Origin of the sequence: Conchiformibius steedae (assembly GCF_014054725.1) — a bacterium.
GTDB classification, from domain to species: domain Bacteria; phylum Pseudomonadota; class Gammaproteobacteria; order Burkholderiales; family Neisseriaceae; genus Conchiformibius; species Conchiformibius steedae.
Window position 1 is genome coordinate 1,659,346 of the sequence record NZ_CP059563.1, and the last position, 22,547, is coordinate 1,681,892.

At 51.8% G+C, this 22,547-nt stretch carries 19 protein-coding genes; 11 read left to right on the forward strand and 8 right to left on the reverse strand.

Features of this window, described 5'->3' with window-relative positions:
• Nucleotides 1–6: 6 nt before the first annotated feature.
• The 5 genes from rodA to H3L98_RS08645 form a co-directional block, all read right to left on the reverse strand.
• On the reverse strand, nt 7–1,119 hold the full coding sequence (gene rodA / locus H3L98_RS08625; protein WP_027021659.1) for a rod shape-determining protein RodA: 1,113 nt from the start codon (nt 1,117–1,119) through the stop codon (nt 7–9).
• A complete protein-coding gene (gene mrdA, locus H3L98_RS08630; protein WP_246327807.1) occupies nt 1,116–3,218 on the reverse strand; it encodes a penicillin-binding protein 2 in 2,103 nt (700 codons plus the stop codon). Before mrdA ends, rodA begins: the two co-directional genes overlap by 4 nt.
• Complete coding sequence (mreD, locus tag H3L98_RS08635; RefSeq protein ID WP_027021660.1) at nt 3,215–3,709, reverse strand: rod shape-determining protein MreD; 495 nt, start codon at nt 3,707–3,709, stop codon at nt 3,215–3,217. Before mreD ends, mrdA begins: the two co-directional genes overlap by 4 nt.
• Complete coding sequence (gene mreC, locus H3L98_RS08640; protein WP_246327808.1) at nt 3,709–4,584, reverse strand: rod shape-determining protein MreC; 876 nt, start codon at nt 4,582–4,584, stop codon at nt 3,709–3,711. The genes mreD and mreC overlap by 1 nt, the downstream gene beginning before the upstream one ends.
• A gap of 207 nt (nt 4,585–4,791) precedes the next feature.
• Entirely contained in the window at nt 4,792–5,835 is a 1,044-nt protein-coding gene (locus tag H3L98_RS08645) for a rod shape-determining protein (protein ID WP_027021662.1), read from the reverse strand.
• A gap of 252 nt (nt 5,836–6,087) precedes the next feature.
• On the opposite strand from H3L98_RS08645, the gene gatC reads away from it, so the two are divergent.
• The 6 genes from gatC (at nt 6,088) to H3L98_RS08675 (ending at nt 12,656) form a co-directional block, all read left to right on the forward strand.
• The gene (gene gatC, locus H3L98_RS08650) at nt 6,088–6,378 is read left to right on the forward strand and encodes an Asp-tRNA(Asn)/Glu-tRNA(Gln) amidotransferase subunit GatC (RefSeq protein WP_027021663.1); all 291 of its coding nucleotides are present in this window, start codon (nt 6,088–6,090) and stop codon (nt 6,376–6,378) included.
• 46 nt (nt 6,379–6,424) lie between these two features.
• A complete protein-coding gene (gatA, locus tag H3L98_RS08655; RefSeq protein WP_027021664.1) occupies nt 6,425–7,873 on the forward strand; it encodes an Asp-tRNA(Asn)/Glu-tRNA(Gln) amidotransferase subunit GatA in 1,449 nt (482 codons plus the stop codon).
• Between the two features lie 116 nt (nt 7,874–7,989).
• Nucleotides 7,990–10,029: an ATP-binding protein gene (locus H3L98_RS08660; RefSeq protein ID WP_169733455.1), complete on the forward strand. Its 2,040-nt coding sequence runs from the start codon at nt 7,990–7,992 to the stop codon at nt 10,027–10,029.
• A 59-nt stretch (nt 10,030–10,088) separates the two neighbouring features.
• Nucleotides 10,089–10,487 (forward strand): response regulator, encoded by a 399-nt coding sequence (locus H3L98_RS08665; protein ID WP_034333107.1) that lies wholly within the window; start codon nt 10,089–10,091, stop codon nt 10,485–10,487.
• Between the two features lie 83 nt (nt 10,488–10,570).
• Entirely contained in the window at nt 10,571–12,001 is a 1,431-nt protein-coding gene (gatB, locus tag H3L98_RS08670) for an Asp-tRNA(Asn)/Glu-tRNA(Gln) amidotransferase subunit GatB (RefSeq protein ID WP_027021667.1), read from the forward strand.
• A gap of 22 nt (nt 12,002–12,023) precedes the next feature.
• A complete protein-coding gene (locus H3L98_RS08675; protein WP_027021668.1) occupies nt 12,024–12,656 on the forward strand; it encodes a DUF1294 domain-containing protein in 633 nt (210 codons plus the stop codon).
• 51 nt (nt 12,657–12,707) lie between these two features.
• On the opposite strand, the gene mglC is transcribed toward H3L98_RS08675, so the two are convergent.
• The 3 genes from mglC to mglB all read right to left on the reverse strand — a co-directional run bounded on the left by mglC (nt 12,708) and on the right by mglB (nt 16,562).
• Nucleotides 12,708–13,718 carry a galactose/methyl galactoside ABC transporter permease MglC gene (gene mglC, locus H3L98_RS08680; RefSeq protein WP_051532011.1) on the reverse strand — a complete coding sequence of 337 codons (1,011 nt, stop codon included), beginning with the start codon at nt 13,716–13,718 and terminating at the stop codon, nt 12,708–12,710.
• A gap of 27 nt (nt 13,719–13,745) precedes the next feature.
• The gene (gene mglA / locus H3L98_RS08685) at nt 13,746–15,359 is read right to left on the reverse strand and encodes a galactose/methyl galactoside ABC transporter ATP-binding protein MglA (protein ID WP_084481846.1); all 1,614 of its coding nucleotides are present in this window, start codon (nt 15,357–15,359) and stop codon (nt 13,746–13,748) included.
• A gap of 156 nt (nt 15,360–15,515) precedes the next feature.
• A complete protein-coding gene (gene mglB, locus H3L98_RS08690) occupies nt 15,516–16,562 on the reverse strand; it encodes a galactose/glucose ABC transporter substrate-binding protein MglB (RefSeq protein WP_027021671.1) in 1,047 nt (348 codons plus the stop codon).
• Between the two features lie 282 nt (nt 16,563–16,844).
• Here mglB and H3L98_RS08695 point away from each other — a divergent pair, with 282 nt between their 5' ends.
• The 5 genes from H3L98_RS08695 to H3L98_RS08715 are packed head-to-tail and all read left to right on the forward strand — an operon-like array spanning nt 16,845 to nt 22,466.
• On the forward strand, nt 16,845–17,885 hold the full coding sequence (locus H3L98_RS08695; protein ID WP_034333108.1) for a UDP-glucose--hexose-1-phosphate uridylyltransferase: 1,041 nt from the start codon (nt 16,845–16,847) through the stop codon (nt 17,883–17,885).
• Between the two features lie 2 nt (nt 17,886–17,887).
• A complete protein-coding gene (gene galK / locus H3L98_RS08700) occupies nt 17,888–19,030 on the forward strand; it encodes a galactokinase (protein WP_246327809.1) in 1,143 nt (380 codons plus the stop codon).
• A 16-nt stretch (nt 19,031–19,046) separates the two neighbouring features.
• On the forward strand, nt 19,047–20,570 hold the full coding sequence (locus H3L98_RS08705) for a BCCT family transporter (protein WP_027021674.1): 1,524 nt from the start codon (nt 19,047–19,049) through the stop codon (nt 20,568–20,570).
• 43 nt (nt 20,571–20,613) lie between these two features.
• Nucleotides 20,614–20,787, forward strand: coding sequence for a hypothetical protein (locus H3L98_RS08710; protein ID WP_169733456.1), 174 nt, complete (start codon nt 20,614–20,616; stop codon nt 20,785–20,787).
• A complete protein-coding gene (locus H3L98_RS08715; RefSeq protein WP_027021675.1) occupies nt 20,784–22,466 on the forward strand; it encodes a choline/carnitine O-acyltransferase in 1,683 nt (560 codons plus the stop codon). Before H3L98_RS08710 ends, H3L98_RS08715 begins: the two co-directional genes overlap by 4 nt.
• The last annotated feature ends 81 nt before the right edge of the window (nt 22,467–22,547 follow it).

The window sequence follows — 22,547 nt, forward strand, 5'->3', positions numbered from 1 at the left end:
ATTTTCCTACTTCATCCGATTCTGATAAGAAATCCCCATCAGCAATGCCAAAATTACCATAATCGACAGCGTTGCCGTACCGCCATAGCTTACCAAAGGCAAAGGCACACCCACCACAGGCAAAATCCCCGTTACCATGCCCATGTTTACAAAGGCATAACAGAAAAACGTCATTGTCAGCGCCCCCGCCAAAGTGCGGCTGTAAACGGTGGGTGCAAGCGAAGCAATATACAGCCCGCGCCCCAAAATCACCAAATACACCAGCAATAATAAAATATTCCCCAATAAACCAAATTCTTCACCATACACGGCAAAAATAAAATCCGTGGTCGCTTCAGGAATATAGTCCAAATGGGTTTGTGTGCCGTTGAGCCAGCCTTTGCCCCACACGCCCCCCGAACCCACCGCAATCATGGATTGAATAATATGATAGCCCGCGCCCAAAGGGTCTTTAGTCGGGTCAAGCAGCATCATCACGCGGGTTTTTTGGTAGTCGTGCATACCGTACAGCCAAGCCAAAGGCAGGGAAGCGGCAAACAACACCACCGATGTAAATAAGGCTTTCCACGGCAGTCCCGCAAAAAACACCACAAACAAACCCGATGCCATAATCAACGTGGCTGTGCCTAAATCGGGTTGTTTTAAAATCAACGCACCGGGAACAAAAATAATCGCCAATGCGCCCAAATAGTGAAACCAGCGCAATTTGCCTTCATAACGCTGAAAATACCACGCCACCACCATCGGCAGGGCAATTTTCATGATTTCAGACGGTTGCAGGCGCACAATGCCCAAATTGAGCCAGCGCGTAGAGCCGTTTACCGTGATGCCGAAAAAATGTACGCCCAACAACAACAACACACCCAATACATAGGCAGGCGGGGCAAAATTACTCCATGTTTGCGGGCGCACGCGGGCAATCAGCCACAGCAGGATAAATCCGCCAACGGTGTGCAGGGTTTTGTTGCGAAGCTGGCTAAAATCGCCGCCGTCTGCCGAATACAGCAGAAACAGGCTCATCACATAAATGGCAAGCATGGCGAAAAACAGCCATTTGTCCATCGGCTCCCAAACCAGTTTTTTCAGTTTGATTAAGCTGTCGTTGTGTTTGTGGTTCATGGTGTCGGTTCGCTGCCCGCTGCGGGGGCATGGGGTTGGGACGCGCTTTGTTCGCGGCGGCGGCGGGCAAGCGCGGCATACGGTGCTTCGGCTGGCGCAGACACTGCTGCTGAAGCGTCTGAAGCTGCGCTTTCTTCATTGAATAATAAAGGATTGGCGGTAAGCTGTGCGCCTTTTACGTCTTTTTCCAAACGCCCTGTTTTCACTTTCAACAGGTAAAAATCGCTTAACTGACGGGCAATTGGCGCGGCTTTCACGCCCCAGCCTGCGTTTTCCAAAATCACGGCAATGGCGATTTGCGGGCGTTCTACAGGCGCAAAGGCGATAAACCAAGCGTGGTCGCGGTGTTGTTCGCGCAGGGCAGCAGCGTTATAGGTTTTGCCTTGGGCAATTTGCACCACCTGTGCCGTTCCCGTTTTGCCCGCCATGCTGTAGCGCAAACCGCCACCGATGCGCCGTGCCGTACCGCCGCGTATTACCCGCGCCATCGCTTCTTTCAAATAATCAAAATGGTCGGCAGCAAAAGGCAATTGACGTTCGGGCTTGGGGTCAATCACGGTAATGGTTTGTTTTTCATGGTTTAACAGCTCTTTTACCAAATGCGGGCGGTAAACCGTGCCGTTGTTTGCCAACATAGCGGTGGCGTGTGCCAGTTGCAGCGGGGTATAGGTGTTGTAGCCCTGCCCGATAGCCACAGGCACCATTTCGGCAGGATTCCATTTGCGGCGGTTTTCGGGCAATTTGGCAAAACGTTTTTCTTTCCATTCGGGGCTGGGCAACACACCACGATATTCGTTGGGCAAATCAATGCCTGTTTTTTGCCCCAAACCAAATTGTTTTAAATAAGGATGGGTTTTTTCAATGCCCAGCTCGTAGCCCAATTTGTAAAAAAAGGTATCGGATGAAACTTGAATGGCCTTCATCAGATTCGCCGAGCCGTGTCCGCGCCGCACCGAATCGCGGAACAGGTGTTTACTCCCCGGAATACTCCACGCACCGGGCGCAGCCACCACGCTGTGCGGGGTGATTTTACCGCTTTCCAATAATGCCATACCCATAAACGGCTTAAACGTTGAACCTGGGGGATACAAACCTTGTGTGACACGGTTAATCAAAGGACGCTGCCAATCGGTATTCAGCGTGTTCCATGTTTCGGTATCAATGCCGTCAATAAACAAATTGGGGTCAAAATCGGGTTTGGAAACAAATGCCAAAATCCCGCCCGTTTGCGGGTCTATCGCCACCAAAGCACCGCGCTTGCCTGACATCAGGCGGTCGGCTTCCTGCTGCAAACGAATATCCATTGATAAGCGCAACGCCTGTCCTGTTTGCGCGGGTTCGGATTTAATCACACGAATAATATTGCCTGCCGCATCTTTTTCCACTTCCTGATACCCCGGTGAACCGTGCAGCTGCTCTTCATAAAAGGCTTCCAAACCGCTTTTGCCGATGTGTGTCGTGCCACGGTAGAGCGCACTGCGTTTGTTTTCTGCCAATTTGCTTTGGTCGCGGTCGCTGATGCGCCCGATATAACCGAGAAAATGCGCGGTTAATGCCCCATAAGGATATTCGCGGAACGTGCGGGCATTGATTTCCACCCCCGGAAAGCGGTAAAGCTGCGCCGCCAAGCGCGAGGCTTCTTCGGGGGTAAGGCGCAATTTTAACGGGATTTTTTCGTAAGAACGGTATTCGGCGCGGAATTTTTTGAAACGTTTGAGGTCGGTAGGGCTAATATCAGCATATTTCTGTAATTGCTCAATCACATCGCTGATTTTGCCGTCAATTTTCCCTGGAATCACTTCCAGCGAATAAGCAGGGTAATTGTGTGCCAACACCACGCCGTTGGCATCGAGAATTTCGCCGCGTATGGGCGGGGTGGGAATCAAGGTAATGCGGTTGGTGGTGGCTTTTACCGTGTATTCTTCATACTGCACCACCTGCAAATACACCAGCCGCGCCAGCAGCAGCGTAAACATCAGCACCACCAGCGAAAAGGCAACAATCAGACGCACACGAAAATCGCGCACTTCCGTATCGTCTGCGGCAAGCTGTCCTTCCACCTGACGGGGTGTCCGCCAAATATCTTTGGTTTCCATCATCGGTGCAGCCGTTTGTAATTGGTGAAATACAGCATGATTTTGTTTAACAAAGGCCACATCAGCGCAGCGGTTAAAGGTGCGGCGAAAATCTGCCAGCCCGCAAAACGTTGTTCCATCACCCAACGCACCGCTGCCAGCACCACTTCATTGGCTGCCAGCACCAACACCACGGCGAGTGCCTGAAAACCATAATTTTGCATACTGAACTGACGGCGGTGGCGCATCATCACAAAAGACGACAGGCAATACGCCAGCGCATGACTGCCCAAAGGCGCAACCGTGCCGATGTCCATCAGCAAACCCACCAAAAACGCACTGAACAAACCAATCCGCTGCGGCGCGTGTACCAACCAATACACCAGCAGCAGCGCGGTAAATTCGGGCAACCAAAAAAATGGCTCGCCCAAAGGGATAAAGTCCAACACCATGCACAGCACAAAGCTCCAAAATATGGGCTTGAACGGTATGGAAAAATCATCGTAATGTCCCATTATCCGTTCTCCGTATCTGATGCGGCGGGTGTGGATGCGGGCGGGGTTTCCTGCTGTTCGGCGGCTTCTTCGCGCCAAGGGCTTTCAGGGCGTTGCGGCAACACCAAAACATATTTGCTGCGCTCGGCGGCTGCCATGGGCTGCAAACGCACTTTATAATACGGCGTACCCGCGTTGCGCCCGCTTTGCAGCACCCGCGCCACGGGAATGCCCGCAGGATAAACGCTGTCCAATCCTGATGTAACCAATAAATCGCCGCTACGCAAATCGGCATCAGTGGGGAAGTAACGCAAAGACAAGGCGCCGCCACCGCCATACACCAAAGTACGCACCCCCGTGCGTTCCACCATCACAGGCACCACCAAGCTGCTTTCGGTCAGCACATTGACTTCGGCACTCAAGGGATGCACCAAACCCACCTGTCCCAGCAATCCGCCTTCATCGGCAACGGCATCGCCCGTCTGCACGCGGTGACGGCTGCCTTTGCCAATCACCATACGTCCCGACAGCGATTCTTTACCGCCCGACACCACGGGCGCAGTTGCCGTTACCGACAAGCCGTGCCGCTGCAAATCCGCCAAGGTTTTCAATTCTGCCAATTCGTGCAGTTGAACTTGGTTTTGGCTCACTTGCAGGCGCAAACGGGCGTTGTCGGCACTCAAGCGGCGGTTTTCGTTTAACAAATGGTTTTGGGAATGAAAAAGATTGTCGAAATAATCGTATAGTTCAACAGGTTTATTCGCCACCCACTGCATGGGATACAGCGCGGCGGCAAGGTATTTTTTGCCGGAGGCAACCGCAGCAAAACGCTTATCAAGCACCATCAGCAGCACCGACACGCCCGCCAGCAACGCCAGCTTTAACGCTGGGCGCATACCTTTTCTTCGGGAAAAATAAATATCGTTCGGCATGTTTGTTGTTTGTTTGTTTAATTTCAACCCACAGGGCGGCACATCAAGCACAGTTTGATACGTTGCCCTGATTCGGACAGGATAATGTCCTTCCCGAACAAAAACCTATATTACCACCGCAAACAGCGGGGTTTCCAACCGAAAAGAAAGAAACGCCCGCCGCCGGTATGTTTAAGGATTCATAATAAAAATGGAATTGAGTTTGCCAATTTCGTTTAATGCCACGCCTGCGCCGCGTGCCACACAGGTCAGCGGGTCTTCGGCAATGGTAACGGGCAAACCCGTTTCTTCTGCCAACAAACGGTCAAAACCTTTGAGCAACGCGCCGCCGCCCGTCAGCACCAAACCGCGTTCGGCAATGTCTGCGCCCAATTCGGGCGGGGTTTTTTCCAAAGTGCTGCGCACTGCCTGCACAATTTGCGAAATCGGGTCTGCCAAGGCTTCCAACACTTCGTTAGACGTAATAATAAACGAACGCGGCACGCCTTCTGCCAAATTGCGCCCTTTGACTTCCATTTCGGTTACTTCCATACCGGGAAAAGCCGAGCCGATTTGTTTTTTGATTTCTTCGGCAGTGGATTCGCCAATCATCATGCCGTAATTGCGGCGCACATAATGCACAATGGCTTCGTCAAAAGCATCGCCACCCACGCGCACCGATTGCGAATGCACCACGCCCGACAGGGAAATAATCCCCACTTCGGTCGTACCACCACCAATATCCACCACCATAGAACCCGTGGGCGAGGCTACGGGCAAACCCGCGCCCAATGCCGCCGCCATCGGTTCTTCAATCAAAAATACATCTGACGCACCCGCCGAATACGCCGAATCGCGAATGGCGCGGCGTTCTACCTGCGTGGAACCGCAAGGCACACAAATCACCACACGCGGGGTGGAAATAAAACGGTTGTTGTTGACTTTGCGGATAAATTCTTTCAACATCCGCTCGGTTACGTTCAAATCGGCAATCACGCCGTCTTTCATCGGGCGTACCGCTTCAATCGTGCCGGGGGTGCGCCCCAGCATTTTTTTGGCTTCCGCACCCACAGCCAAGGTAATGTTTTTACCGCTGCCCATCGGGTCGCGCTGCATCGACACCACCGAAGGCTCATCCAACACAATGCCCTTGCCGTTTACATAAATCAGGGTGTTGGCCGTCCCCAAATCAATGGCAAGGTCGTTGGAAAAAAATCGGGTAAAAAAAGACAGCATAGAAAATTCCTGAGGTTTTAACTAAAAGCGGCGCATCAAGCACGGCATCGGCAAAATATCGGAAAAGCGTTTCAAACGCCGCCAAATATGGCGGCGCGGGCGCGGCATCCGCGCAAACCGTGCCGACACATCGCAACACGGTATAAATTTTCAAACACATTGGCTATAATCGCGCCATCTGCGGCGCAAATTCAAGCCCGCAATGATACCCTAATTTGCCAAAATGCTAAAACAGATTTTTAAGGATACCTTATGGCACTTACCCCCAATGATGTGGAAAAAATCGCCCGTTTGTCGCGCCTGCGCCTAAACGACAGCGAAAAAGCCGCCATGTTAAGCGAATTAAACGATATTTTTGCCTTAATTGAAAAAATGCAGGCAGTAGATACCGATGGCGTAGAGCCGATGGCGCACCCCCACGAAACCGCCTTACGCCTGCGCGATGATGTCGTGACCGAAAGCGACCGCGCCGCCGACTATCAGGCATGCGCCCCCGATGTGCGCGAACGCCTGTATATCGTCCCGCAGGTTATTGAAGGCTGATTTTATTTTTAACGATTTGATTCTTTTATAAAAGACTACCCATACCATGCCCCGACACACCCTCGCCCAAGCCGCACAACTGCTGCACAGCAAGCAGGTTTCCGCCGTAGAGCTGGCGCAAGACTACCTGAACGCCATTCAAGAACACAATCCCGCACTCAATGCCTATGTGCATTTGGATGCCGAAAAAACCCTTGCCGAAGCCCGCGCCGCCGACCAGCGCATCGCCCAAGGCAACGCCCACGCACTCACAGGCGTGCCGATTGCCTACAAAGACATCTTTTGCCAACAAGGATGGCACAGTTCTTGCTGTAGCAAAATACTGGACAACTTTATTTCGCCCTATACTGCCACAGTGGTGCAAAACCTGCTCAATTGCGGCATGGTTACATTGGGGCGCACCAATATGGACGAATTTGCCATGGGTTCTGCCAACGAAACGTCGTTTTACGGCGCGTGTAAAAACCCGTGGCACACCGCACACACCCCCGGCGGTTCTTCGGGCGGCTCGGCAGCGGCAGTGGCTGCACGGCTTGCCCCTGCCGCTTTGGGTTCGGACACGGGCGGCTCCATCCGTCAGCCTGCTTCACACTGCGGCATCACCGGTTTAAAACCCACTTACGGCATTGTGTCGCGTTTCGGTATGGTGGCGTATGCGTCCAGCTTTGACCAAGCCGGTCCGATGGCGCAAACCGCCGAAGACTGCGCCCTGCTGCTCAACGCCATGGCAAGTTCCGACCCGCGCGATTCCACCAGCTTGGAACGCGAAGCCGAAGACTACACCCGCCAATTGAATCAGCCGCTTAAAGGCTTAAAAGTGGGTTTGCCCAAAGAATATTTCGGCAGCGGCTTGGATGCAGGCGTGGCAAATGCCTTGCAAAACATCATCACACTGCTGCAGGAACAAGGCGCGGAAACGGTAGAAGTTTCACTGCCGCAAACCGAGTTGTCCATTCCTGCTTATTATGTATTGGCGTCTGCCGAAGCCAGCACCAACCTGTCGCGCTATGACGGCGTGCGTTACGGACACCGCGCCGCCGAATTTACCGATTTGGAAGACATGTACAGCCGCAGCCGCGCCGAAGGTTTCGGCAGCGAAGTCAAACGCCGCATTATGATTGGCACTTATGTATTGAGCCACGGCTATTACGATGCTTATTACTTAAAAGCACAAAAACTGCGCCGTTTGGTGGCAGACGACTTCCAAACCGCTTTTCAAAGCTGCGATGTGATACTCGCCCCCAATGCCCCCACCGCCGCGCCGCTGTCGGGCAGTGTGCAAAGCGACCCCGTGAAAGCCTATCTGTCGGATATTTTCACCGTTTCGGTAAACTTGGCAGGTTTGCCCGCGCTGTCGCTGCCCGCAGGCTTTGATGCGGCAGGTTTGCCCGTAGGCGCACAATTAATCGGCAATTATTTTAGTGAAGCCAAGCTGTTGGGCGCGGCACACCAAATCCAATTGCACAGTAGTTGGCACCAAAACGCGCCCGGATAAGTCCTAACGGACAACGGCATTACAGCATACGCGCCGAAAGGTTTTCCGCTTCGGCGCGTCCAAAATAAAAACAAGCAACAAACATTCCACTGCCGCTGTTCCACATGGAATACATTATGAACATACACCCTATTCCGTTCAACTACGCCAGCAGCCGCTACACGCTGCCTGCTTTATCGGTCTTCGTTCTCACCATCTTATTGGCTGCCGTGTTATCAGGCAGTTATGCTTATTCCAGCAAACTCAACCGCTTTACCGCACAAATCGACACCGTAAACAAACTGAGCGATGCCGTTCATCAAATCAACCTGTCGGTTGAATACCTGTCGGCAGGCAAACGCATCAGCGACGGACACATCAATGCCCTGCAGGAAACCGCACAGCAGGCAGACAAGCTGTTTTCCGCATTAAAAGAAGAAGAAAGCCCGTCCCGATTGGAGCAATCCGTTGCCGAACACCTCAAGCCTTTGGAAAACATCTGGCAGGAATACCGCCGCAACCTGCCCGCAATCGGACAAACCGCCGTCAAAAACCAGCAGATGCTGCACCAATTAAACGAATACGCCCGCCGTTCGCAAAAACTGCGCAACGATTCCCTGCAAGCCTTGCGCACCTCGCTGCTGGAAGAATCGCGCAGCGCCGCTTCCGTTTCGCAAATCCTGCATTTTTTGGGTGCGCTGCTGATTTTTACCGGCGTGTGCCTGTTTGCCTTTCACTTTATCAAACAAACCGGCATTGACCGCGAAGCCGAAGCCGTGCGTTTGGAAACAGACGAAATTCTCGACACCCTTTCTGAAGGGCTGTTTTTGCTGGATAAAGACATGATGATTGGCACACAGCAGTCCAAAATGCTGCACACCCTGCTGCCGCAAATTGGCGACGGCGGACAAAACTTTATGGATTTGGCTGCCGAAATCCTGCCCGACCGCCGCAAACTCAGTGCCGTAAAAATGTTTATCGAGCAACTCTACAACCCCCGCGTGGTAGAACGCCTGATTTACGGGCTCAATCCCATGCGTAAAGTAGAAGTACCGCTCAAACGCGACTCTGACGAAAAACACGTTTTGGGTTTTCATTTTACCCGCGTGATTAAAGACAAAAAAATTGTTAAAGTGCTGGTAAGCGTGCGCGATTTAACCGATACCGTGCGTATTGAATCGCGCCTGCAACGCGAACAAGAACAAAACGACCTGCAAATTGAAATGATTAGCCGCATGCTCAATGCCGATGAAAGCATTATGCGCAGCTTTTTGCACGCCTCGTTAAAGCAACTGGCACAAATCAACAATATTTTGAAAAATCCGGGCAACAATGCCGAAGATTTGCGTAATAAAGCCCGCTTAATCAGTCAGGAAATCCATGCGTTTAAAGGCGAAGCCTCGGTGCTGAACATGAGTGCCTTTGTGCTGGCAGCCGAAGCCTTTGAAGACATTATCCAGCAGCTGCGGCAAAAACGTCCGATTACGGGTAACGACTTTCTGCCATTGGTGGTGGAACTGGAAAGCCTGTTGGAAAAAGTGGCGCAGGCAGAAGAATTGCACCGCAAAATCACCGGACGACTCAACAATCCCGCCGCCTTACCCACTGCCGCTACCGCCACCGATTTAGGCACGCTGTTCGGACGTTTTGTCGTGAATATGGGCTACCGCCACAATAAGAGCGTGATTATGGAAACGGGCGGATTGGAATACCTGAAGCAGGATTCGCCCACCTTCCCTGCCGTTAAAGACATCATCATTCAAATTCTGCGTAACGCCGTGGTACACGGCATTGAACCCGTGCGCGTGCGTACCCTGAACGGCAAACCCACCGAAGGGCGCATCCGTTTGAATGTGTCGCGTGTGGAAAACAAATTACGGATTTTGATTGAAGACGACGGGCGCGGTATTGATTGGAATGCGGTGCGCGCCAAAGCCGTACAAATGCAGATTGCGCCGTTGGAAGAAGTCACCAACTGGCCCGAAAGCAAATTGTACAGCCTGTTGTTCCGCTTGGGCTTCAGCACCCTGCCCGAAAGCAATCAAGACGCAGGACGCGGCATCGGCATGGACATTGTCCGCGCCCGTATCCAAACCCTGCACGGGCGCATTTCCATCACCACAGAAACAGGCAAATTCAGTTGTTTTGTGATAACCTTTCCCATTCCGACAAAATAGTGTATTTTGTCAGTACCCCGAAAGAAAGTTTATCAGGACAATAGCCCCAAAGGAACAGAATGAAACGCCTGTTGATTGTTGATGATTCCGACGTGATCCGCAATAAAATTGACCGCGATATTGCCGATGGTGTCCACCCGCCGCTGCAAGTGGTGGGCAAAGCCAAAAATGGCTTGGAAGCCATGGTGATGTTTAAAAAATTCCAACCGCAATTGGTTACCATGGATTTAACCATGCCCGAAATGGACGGCTTGCAGTGCATCAAAGAAATGATCGCCATCAACCGCAATGTCAATATTTTGGTGATTTCCGCCCTGTCGGACGAATACAGCGGACTGCTGGCATTGCAATACGGTGCGCGTGGTTTCTTATACAAACCTTTTACCGATTACGAATTGCGCGAAGCCGTGGCACAACTGCTGGCAGCAGGCGATTTGTCAGACTACGAGCCCGAATAAATCCCGCCACCACACACGGGCGGGAAATACGTTTCTGCCCTTCCTGTCCATATCCCCTTATTTTTTAGTTAGAAAGCCAAAACATGACTTGGGAAACCGTTATCGGATTGGAAATCCACGTTCAATTAAACACACAATCTAAAATCTTCAGCGGCTCGTCTGCCGCATTCGGTGCGCTGCCCAATGCCCATGCGGGCGTGGTGGAATGCGCCCTGCCGGGCGTGTTGCCTGTTTTTAACCGCGCCGTTGCCGAAAAAGCCATTAAATTGGGCTTGGCACTGAATGCCACCATCAACCGCAAAAACGTTTTTGACCGCAAAAACTATTTTTATCCTGATTTGCCTAAAGGTTATCAAATCAGTCAGTTGGCATTGCCGATTATTGAGCATGGCAAGCTGGAAATCGTGGTGGGCGAACAAGTCAAAACCATTAACGTCACCCGCGCCCACATGGAAGAAGACGCAGGCAAATCGGTACACGAAGGCTTAAACGGCGCAACGGGGATTGACTTGAACCGCGCAGGCACACCGCTGCTGGAAGTGGTTTCCGAACCCGAACTGCGTTCCGCCGCCGAAGCCGTTGCCTATGCCAAAGCCTTGCACGGTTTGGTTACATGGCTGGATATTTGCGATGGCAATATGGCGGAAGGCTCATTCCGTATTGATGCCAATGTATCGGTGCGTCCGCAAGGCAGCAACGAATTTGGCACACGCTGCGAAATCAAAAACTTAAACTCATTCCGCTTTTTGGAACAAGCCATTAACTATGAAGTGGAACGCCAAATCGAACTGATTGAAGACGGCGGCAAAGTGATTCAGCAAACGCGCCTGTTCAACCCCGATACGGGCGAAACCAAAGCCATGCGCTCTAAAGAAGACGCGCACGACTACCGCTATTTCCCCGACCCCGATTTGCTGCCAATTATTATTTCCGAACAACAGCTTGAAAAAGCTCGCGCTGAAATGCCCGAATTGCCGCAAGAAATGGCGGCGCGTTTTGAAAACCAGTTTGGTGTCAGCGCCTACGATGCCCGTCTGCTTACCGCTTCGCGGGCGCAGGCAGCGTTTTTTGAAAGTGCGGCGCAAAGCAGCCAGCAAGGCAAATTGGTTGCCAACTGGATGAACGGCGAATTGGCAGCGGCTTTAAACAAAGCAGGTTTGGAACTGGCGCAAAGCCCGATTGACGCGGCACGTTTGGCGGCATTGGTAGGCAAAATCGCCGATGGCACGCTCAGCAGCAAGCTGGCGAAAACCGCGTTTGAAAAAATGTGGGAAGAGTCCGATGCCAGCATTGACGAAATTATTGAACGGCACGGTTTAAAACAGATGACCGACAGCGGCGCAATTGAGAAAATCATTGACGAAGTGCTTGCCAACAACGCCAAATCGGTAGAAGAATTTAAAGCGGGTAAAGACAAGGCCTTTAACGCACTGGTCGGACAAGTGATGAAAGCCAGTAAAGGTAAAGCCAATCCGCAGCAGGTGCAGGAACTGATGCGGGCAAAATTGCAGTAAATCTGTTTGACAAGGTTGGGACATGAGCAATAAGCAACAGTATATGGGCGAAATTGTGCGCTGGCAGGCTGATAGGGGCTTTGGCTTTATCCATTGCCGCGCTTTGGGGCAAGATGTGTTTTTTCATATCCGCGCCTACCGTGTTCCCAATCAAACGCCCGCAATAGGCGATAAAGTAGCATTTGTTCTAGGTCAAAGCAAAAACGGCAAACCACAAGCCGAACAGGTGCAGGAATGGGCGTTTGTGCAGAAAAAACAAGACCGCCAACGCCGCCATCAAAAACACCAAGCCGAATTTGTCAGCGGACAAAAACGCAATGTGGCAATCGTGGTCACGGCTTATGCCCTGCTGTTGGCAGCGGTGGCATTAGGCAAGCTGTTTTGGTGGGTGCTGGTATGGTATGCTGTGCTTGGGTTGCTAACTTTTCTCAGCTATTGGCGCGACAAACAAGCGGCTTTAAACGGCGCATGGCGTACCCCTGAAAATACCCTGCACCTGCTCAGTTTATTAGGCGGCTGGCCTGCTGCGCTGCTGGCACAAACTTATTTGCGCCACAAATCACAAAAAGCGGAATTCCGCTTGGTGTATTTTGTCAGTGTGTTTGCCAATATCGCCCTGTTGTTTTATCTTGCTGTTAAATTTAAACTTCAATAAAAAAACAAACCCTTGCATCTATTGATACAAGGGTTTGTTTTTTATGACTGTTTATTTTTTCTTCGCGTGTTTCAGCGAATCAATCGCCACCGCCAACACAATAATGCCACCTTTGATAATATACTGCCAATAAGGACTTACGCCGATATAGCTCAAACCGTAGTTAATCAGGGTAAAAATAATCACCCCAATCACCACGCCAATTACTGTACCGACACCACCGCTAAACGACACCCCGCCAATCACACACGCCGCAATTGCATCCAATTCATACATAAAGCCCAAATTATTGGTTGCCGAGCCAATGCGCCCCGCTTCCAAAAATCCGCCAAAGGCATAAAACACCCCCGACAGCGTGTAAATCCCCAGCAAATTCAGGGTAACGTTTACCCCCGACACTTTCGCCGCTTCAGGGTTGCCACCAATGGCAAACAGGTTTTTACCGAAACGGGTTTTGTTCCAAATCACCCACACCAGCGCCACCGCCGCCGCCGCGTAAATGGTGATGTAAGACAACTGGAATCCCCCCAAATTCACAAAACCTTGGGTAAACGCCGAATAGCCCGCATCAAAACCCGCCACAGGTGCAGAACCGACAAAATCATAATACAATGAATTCAAACCATAAATAATCAGCATTGTTCCCAAAGTGGCGATAAACGGGGTAACGTTCATCACGGTAACGATAATGCCGTTAATCAGCCCCAGCAGCGCACCGATGGCACACACCAGCAAAATCACCAAGGGAATCGGCACAACGTCCAATTGCGGGAACACTTTGTTCACGTTTTCCATGGATTGCAGCATGGTGGCAGACACCACCGCCGCCAAACCCACCTGCCGCCCTACCGACAAATCCGTGCCTTGGGTGACAATCAGCCCCGCCACGCCCAGCGCAATAATAATCCGCACAGACGATTGGGTTAAAATATTACTGAAGTTGGTCAGGCTTAAAAAGCTGGTGTCTTTAAACACAATCACTGCCAACAACATCAGCAAAACAAAATATAAGGCGTAATCTTTAAACAGATTCAATGCCTTTGCCGAAACATCGGTTTTCATGAAATGATTTCCCTTTCTGATTAAGATTTACAGGTATTTTGCCGAAAGCTGCAAAATTTCTTCCTGATTGGTTTTGGCGGTTTCCACCACACCTGCCACGCGTCCTGCGCTCATCACCAAAATGCGGTCGGTAATGCCCAGCAGTTCAGGCATTTCAGACGAAATCACCATCACCGATTTGCCTTGTTTCGCTAAATCGGCAATCAGTTGGTAAATTTCAAATTTCGCGCCCACATCAATGCCGCGTGTGGGTTCGTCCAACATCAAAATATCGGGACGGGTCAGCAGCCAACGCCCGATAATCACTTTTTGCTGATTGCCGCCTGAAAGCGTACCGATGCGGGTTTTTTGGTCGGGGGTTTTCACGCGCATGGAATCAATCACCCATTGGGTGTCTTCGCGCATCTGCCCTTTGCTCAATAAACCGTGCTTTTCATATTGCTTGATATTGGCAATCAGGGAATTAAAACTGATGTCCAAACCCGCAAAAATGCCTGTGCTGCGCCGCTCTTCCGTTACCAGCGCAAAGCCGTTTTTAATTGCTTCTACAGGCGAGGCGTTTTCCAGCGTTTGCCCGCGCAACACGATTTCGCCTGCGGCGCGTTCGCGGATGCCGAACAAGGTTTCCACAATATCGGTGCGTTTCGCACCCACCAGCCCGCCAATGCCCAATACTTCACCTTGGCGCAATTCAAACGACACATCTTGAATGGAAGGTTGGTTTTTGGCGGTCAGATTGCGTACCTGCAACAGCACTTCACCAGGGGTATTTTCTTTTTCGGGGAAACGCTGGGTTAGGCTGCGCCCCACCATTTTGGCAACCAAGTCGTCCATATTGGTATCGGCAACGGCAACCGTGTCTATCCACTTACCGTCACGCAATACGGTAATTTCGTCACAAATTTTGAAAATTTCTTCCATTTTGTGCGAAATATAGATAATGCCGCAGCCGCGTTGTTTCAGTTTATCGATAATGGAAAACAGATGCGCCACTTCTTTTTCGGATAAAGACGACGTGGGTTCGTCCATAATCACGATTTTGGCATCGTAAGAAAAAGCCTTGGCAATTTCAATCATCTGCATTTCGGAAACGGTCAGTTTGGCTACGGTTTCGCGCGGGTCAATATGGATGCCTAATTCGTCAAAAATGGCTTTGGTGTCGCGGTACATTTTGGCTTCATCAACAAACCAACCTTTGGCGGGATAACGTCCCAGCCACAAATTGTCCATTACCGAACGCTGTTTGACCAAATTCAGCTCTTGATGCACCATGGAAATGCCGTTTTCCAAGGCTTCTTTGGCATTGCGAAAATCAATTTCTTTGCCTAAAAAACGAATGCTGCCTGCGTCTTTGGCGTAAATACCGAACAGGCATTTGAGCAGGGTGGATTTGCCTGCGCCGTTTTCGCCCATTAGGGCGTGTACCGAATGGGCTTTAACGGTAAGATTGACACCGTCCAATGCTTTGACACCGGGGAAAGACTTATGCACGTCGGTCATGGTGAGCAAGATATTGGGGTCTGCTGTCGGCACTTCGGGCTGCGATGTTTCGGTGCTTGGCTGTCCGCTTGTCGGTTCGGCGGTTTCGGCAGCGGTTTCTGCCTGTTCCCTTACCTGCTCCGCTGCTTGCGAAGTTGTCATATTCCGTCCTTACAATATAAGGCTGATAACGCAGACAACCGACCGACAGGAAACACGTTCCGCCGATCGGTTTGCTGCATGGAAGGGGCAAGGTGTCGTTTGGTGTATGCGGTTTCGCCGTTGATCCCAAACCGTTACCCTTGCCCCATCTGCCGTTTATTTCAAAAATTGTTGCAGGTTTTCTTTATCAATGCCCACATAGGGAATGCGGATATTGTGATTGCTTTCCAGCTTGATTGCGCTGTTTTGGGCGGGGTCTTTGCCGTTTGCCAAATCCACTGCCAAGGCATACACGGCTTTCGCCTGATTGTCGCCATCGTTCAGCACCGTACCTGCCAATGTGCCTGCTTTAATCATTTGCAGGGCTTCGGGCAAGGCATCTACACCAAACGAAGGCAAAATTTTGCCTTGCGCTTTCATGGCTTCTACTGCGCCCATTACCATGGCATCGTTGTTGCCAATCACCACTTCAATAGACTTGCCTTCAGGACCGGACAGCCATGCCTGCATCACGTCTTTGGCTTTGGCAGCGTCCCACATGCCTGTATCCATTTGCAATTGCTTGGTTTTCACACCTTCTGAATTCAGTTGTTCCACCACATATTTGGTACGCGCTTCGGCATCGGGGTGTCCTGGCTCGCCTTTAAGCAGTACAAAATCCAATACGCCGTCTTTATTTGCGTCCCAAGCGGGATTGGCTTTCCACATTTTGGCAATCAGGCTGCCTTGGATTTCGCCCGACTGCTGCGGATTGGTGCCGACATAATAGGCTTTGTCGTAAGTTTTCAAAGCGGCTTCACCGGGGTCTTTGTTGAAAAACACCACAGGCAGGTTTTTGGCTTTGGCTTTTTCAATTACGGTGGGGGCAGCGGCGGGGTCCACCAAATTAATTGCCAAGGCTTTCACGCCTTTGGCAATCATCACGTCAATTTGGTCGTTTTGCACCGATTGGTTGTTTTGCGAATCGTTTAACAACAGGGTAGCGGTTTGATGGGTGGCAGCCTGACCTTCCAAGGCTTTACGCATTAAAGACATAAAGTTGTCGTCGTATTTGTAAATGGTTACGCCGATTTTGGGGGCATCGGCAGGGGCTTGTGCAGCAGCACCCGATGCAGCGGACGTGGCAGCTTGTTCGCCGCCACACGCGCCCAAACCGAAAGCCGCTACTGCAGCGGCCAAAGCAAAACGTTTTTTCAAAAACATGAGTATATTCTCCAAAAATATTTCAGACGGGACGGACAAACGCCCCCAAAAGCCTGTTTAAAACAAAAGGTATTTGACAGCCAAACACACCAAATACGGCTTTCGCGCGAGTTTGAATCAAAACAGGCTTTTTGTAAATTGTTTTTTAACGGCGACAATCGTCAATATAGCCAATAAGTATTTATAAATCAAAATAATACCCGCACCAATTCTGCTTGGCGCATTGGAAAAACGGGAAAAATTTTGTTAAAATCAAACCTTTTAGGGCATGAGGACAAAACCATGATGTTTGATTCCGACCACCACCCCCACCGCCGTTACAATCCGCTGCTTGGGGAATGGGTGCTGGTGTCGCCGCACCGCGCCAAACGCCCTTGGCAGGGTCAGCAGGAACACGCCGATACCGCTGTGAAACCGTCTTACGACCCCGACTGCTATTTGTGTCCGCGCAATACCCGCATCAACGGCACGCCCAATCCCGATTATCACGAACCTTATGTGTTTGATAATGATTTTTCCGCGCTATTGCCCGACACCCCGCACGGCGGCGAAGACGATGGCGCATTGTTCCGCAGCCACAGCGTGCGCGGCATCAGCCGTGTGATTTGCTTTTCGCCCGACCACGCCAAAACCCTGCCCGAATTGGACGTGGCACAAATCGCCCGCGTGGTGCGCGTGTGGCAGGCGCAGGCACAGGAATTGGGCAAACGCTATCAGTGGGTGCAGATTTTTGAAAACAAAGGCGCAGTTATGGGCTGTTCCAACCCGCATCCGCACGGGCAGATTTGGGCAAGCGACTTTTTGCCCCAGTTGCCCGCCCGCGCCGCCGCCTGTCAAGCCGAGTATTTTCAACAACACCAACGCGCCCTGCTTGCCGATTACGCTGCCGCCGAACAACAGAAACGCCAACGCATTGTTGTAGAAACCGAATATTGGCTGGCAGTTGTACCCTACTGGGCAGCATGGCCGTTTGAGACCCTACTGCTACCTAAATTCCCCGTCCAACGCATTACCGATTTATCCCCCGCCCAAGCCGATGACTTGGCGTTGGCACTCAAACAGCTCACCACCCGTTACGACAATTTGTTCCACACCAGCTTTCCTTATTCTATGGGTTTTCACGGTGCGCCGTTTGACGGGCAAAACCACCCCAAATGGCAGTTGCACGCGCATTTTTATCCGCCGCTGCTGCGCTCTGCCACCGTTCGCAAATTTATGGTGGGTTATGAAATGCTTGCCGAAGCGCAACGCGATTTAACACCCGAACAAGCAGCGGCGCGTTTGTCCGAACTGCCCCTTATCCATTACAAAACAGGAAAATAACCGTGCAACAAACTATCGTCCGCCACTTTACCGAACAATTTTCCGCCACCCCCGCGCTGACGGTACGCGCCCCCGGTAGGGTAAATCTGATTGGCGAACACACCGATTACAATCAAGGTTTTGTTTTGCCTTGCGCCATTGATTTTGCTGCTTATATCGCCCTTGCGCCCAATCACAGCCATCAGGTGCGCGTGTATGCGGCGGATTACCGCGAACACGATGTTTTTTCCCTAGACCAAGCCATTACGCCCCACCCCACGCAAATATGGTGCAACTATGTGCGCGGCGTGATTTGGGCATTGGCGGAACACGGTTTCCCGCTGCCCGCAGGCATTGACCTTGCCATTACAGGCAATGTGCCGCAGGGCGCAGGATTAAGTTCTTCTGCGGCGCTGGAAGTAGGCGTGGCAAAAGCCATTCAGGAATATTTTGATTTGCAGTTGGATGCGGCGCAGTTGGCAGGCATCGCCCAGTTTGCCGAAAACCGTTTTGTTGGCTGTCAATGCGGGATTATGGACCAGCTTGCCAGCGCGAAAGGACGGCGCAATCATGCTTTATTGATTGATTGCCGTAATCTGCACACCGAACCCATTCCCCTGCCCGAACAATTAAGTGTGGCGATTATTCATTCCCATGTGCGGCGCGGGCTGGTGGACAGCGAATACAATCTGCGCCGCGCCCAATGCGAAGCCGCTGCACGGCATTTCGGCGTTGCCAGCCTGCGCGATTTGACTTGGGCGAATTTTGAAGCGGGCAAACAAGGTTTAGATGATACCGTCGCCCGCCGCGCTCGTTACATTATCGGCGAAAACCAACGCACCTTGGACGCTGCCGATGCGCTGCGCCACGGCGACACCGCTGCTTTAGGGTGTTTGATGGCGCAAAGCCATGCGGGTATGCGTGATGAATTTAATATTACCCATCCCGCGGTGGATACGCTGGTGGAATTGGCAGACGAAGTGATTGGCACACAAGGCGGTGCGCGTATGACGGGCGGCGGATTCGGCGGCTGCGTGGTGGCATTGCTGCCGCACGAACAAGTCGGCGAACTGAAACAGCACATCGCCAAACACTACCACGCCCGCAGCGGTTTGCACGAAGAAATTTTTGTCTGCACCGCCCAAGACGGCGCAGCGCCAATTTAATTTAGGAAACCTTATCATGAACCCGACACCCGATACCGTTCCGCGCCGTCCCGATTATTTTAAATGGACGGCAGCACTGGTGGGCGCAATGGCGTTTGTTGCCGTGTGGCGACCACAGCTACTCACTGGTGCCGTGCAAACCGTCAGCGAATTTTTTTATTTAAAATTTGACTGGCTGATTATGTGGCTGCCGCTGCTGGCGTTTGCTGTCGGTATGGCGGTTGCTCTATCGCCGCGTTGGGGCAATATCCGTTTGGGCGGCGCAGATGCCACACCCGATTTTTCCTTTGCCGCGTGGATGAATATGCTGTTTACCGCAGGCATTGGTGTAGGCATTGTGTTTTTCGGACCGATTGAAGCCCTGTGGCATTATTTTCACTCGCCCATCGGCATACAGGCAACGCATTTGCCCGCACACCAGCAGGTTGCCAACGCCATGAGCCTTGCCCTGCACGTTTGGGGCATTCCCGCGTGGTCGCTGTATATGATTGCGGGCTTGGTGATGGCATATTTTACCTATCAGCACCGCACCGAATGCACCCCCGCCGCCCCGATTGAATACGCCTTCCGCCGCAAAAAATGGGCGAAACCTGCAGGCATATTGATTACAGGCTTGGCAGTGCTGTCGATTGCCATGTCGGTATCGTCTTCCATAGCCATGGCAGCTGCGCAAATTGCTTCGGGTTTAAAAATCATCAGTGGTTCGGCAGTATTTGACGGCACATTATGGAAAACCGCCGTTTTAGCCCTGTTAGCGGCACTGTATATCGGCGGCTCGGTGCTACCCATTGAAAAAGGCATGCGCTTTTTAGGCAACTGGACAGTCTATTTATCCCTATTGCTGCTGGTGTTTATCTTTTTAGTCGGACCCACCCACTATTTTGTCAGCACCATGGCAGTCGCCATCGGCAATATCCTGACCCAAACCGTGCATCATTCCTTTGAACTCTACCTGTTTCACAAACGCGATTGGATTGTGTGGTATCCGATGGCGTATTGGGTGTGGTGGGTAACATGGGCACCATTTGTAGGTGTGTTTTTGGCAAAAATTTCACGCGGACGCACCTTGCGAGAATTTGTGTTGGCTTCGGTACTTGTGCCTACGGGTTTTATCGTGATTTGGTTTTCCGTTTTTTCAGGCTTCAGCCTGCTGGATACACTGGAAGGCACGGGAAAACTGGCAGAAATTGCCGAAAAAGGCGATTATGAAGGCACGTTTTACCACCTGCTCAATATGTTGCCGCTAAACGATGCCACCAAACCACTTACCGTTGTCCTGTTTTTGGGCTTTATTGTGACCACCGTAACCAGCGCAGCGATTTCATTGGGGATTATGACAGGGCGGGACGGGCGCAGCGAAAGCAAAACCCGCGCCGTAGTGTGGGGCGTGCTGATGACGCTGATTGCCTATGCTGTTGTGGTAACTGGCGAAATCAAAGGCATTAAAGCGGTGGGTTCGTTTGCGGGCTTTCCGTTTGTGCTGGTGATGTATTTGTGGTTCGCTGCATTGTGGCGGCAGCTGCGCCAAGATACAAAATAATTAATTAAAATCTTAATGATATAACGACAAAATAAGGAAAAATATGAAAGAAAAACTGTATTGGCATCAGCCTTGGCAAGACAACCTGATTGAAACACTGATGATTGTGCTGGTGTTGGTATTTTTGGCGTATGTGGTCAAATTGGCGTTTTTTGACCGCGATGATGAAGACACCCCCGTAAACGCCGAAACCCACGATAAGGAAACCCAAGCATGAACCCTACCCCGCCACTGTTACCCGTTGCCGAATTGGACGACACTTTACGCCGTTTTCTCAACCATATCCGCCCTCTGCTGGACGACCACGCCTACGCCCAAGCCGAAAGCGATGCCCGTGCGTTTTGGCGCGATACCGCCCCTGCCCTGCAACAAGCCTTACAACAACGCGCCCAATCACGCCCCGACAGCAGTTGGCTGATTGATACTTGGCTGAACAGCTATTTAAGTATCCGTACGCCGCTGCCTTTGGCAAGCAATGTCGGTTTCGGCATACCCATGCACGGCGCAGACATCGCGCAATGGTGCGCGGCAATGGCAGGCGTGTGCGCCGATTGGCATCATCAACGCATTGAAACGCCCGTTTCGCCGCAAGGTGCGCCCGTGTGCATGGAACAATGGCGCATTTTGGCGGGCGCGGCGCGAATCCCCGCGCAAGGTTGCGATGAATACCGTTTTGCCACACATTCACGCCATATCGGGGTATTGCATCAAGGTTGGTATTACCGCGTTCCCGCACTGGACGAACACGGCGAAGCCTTGTCTGCCGACCATTTCCGCGCCGTATTCGCCCACATTGGCGCACAACACGAACTCAATCCCTATCCCGTCAGCGTGCCTGTGGTATTAGGTGGCGACGACAGCGCCCGTTTGTACGCCGATTTGCGCCGCGAACCCGCCAACGCCGCGCTGTTGGACGCCATTGCAGACGATTTGTTCCACATCAGCCTGTATCACGAAGCCTTGTCTGCCGATGAAGACCTTGCCCGCGCCACTTTCGCGCCCGATGGCGGCATTTGGTTTTACAAACCGCTGACCTTCTGCCACAACCTTGCCACCCAAAGGCTGTTTTTGCATGTGGAACACACTTGGGAAGACGGCGGCGCACTAAAAGGCATGATTGCCCGCGCCGTTGCCAAATTGTCCGATACCGAACAAACCGCAACAGCCGCAGAAAGCACCGCCCCCGTCCGTCAAAGCTGGCAATTAAGCCCCGAACAGCAGCACAATTGGGCGAAATGGCAGCAGCAATACGCCCGCCGCGCCCGTGCCATGCACGTTCACAGTTTCCGCGCACCGCTTAACGGCATTACTATTCCCAAAGGCATCAGCCAAGATGCACTGATGCAGTTTGCTTTGCAATACGGACAATTAGTGGCATTCGGAAAGGTACGCAATACTTATGAAGCCGTAGATGTAAGCCACTTTTTGCGCGGACGCACCGAATGCGTGCGCCCCGTGTCGGTGGAATCGCTGGCATTTGTGCAAAGTTTGCTGACAGGCAGCGCCGCAGGCGATGCGTTTACCGCCGCATTGGCAGAACACAAAGCCCGCATCAAAACCGCCAAAACAGGCTTGGGCGCAAACCGACATTTATTGGGTTTGCACACCGAAGCGCGGGCAGCGGGCGCGGATACCTCTTGGTTTGAGGGCGAGGCTTACCAATTGTTTACCCAAGACTTTTTGTCCACATCCACCGTGGGCGACGATGCTTTGGTGCGCAATTTTGCCTTTGCGCCCACCAGCGAAGGGGGATTGGGTGTGAATTATACTTTAACATCCGATGCTTGGCTGTTTACCGTGAGCTTTCACGCCGACCAAGCAGTAGAAGCGGCGCGTTTTGCCGCTGCCGTGCAAGCAGGGGCGCAACACATTTTGCAGTTTATTGCCCAAATGTAAACCGTGAGTTTTTGTAAAGCGTTTTTAACACAAAATCCATGAGTTTTGACCGCAACACTAGCCCTTAAAACCCTTTATTTT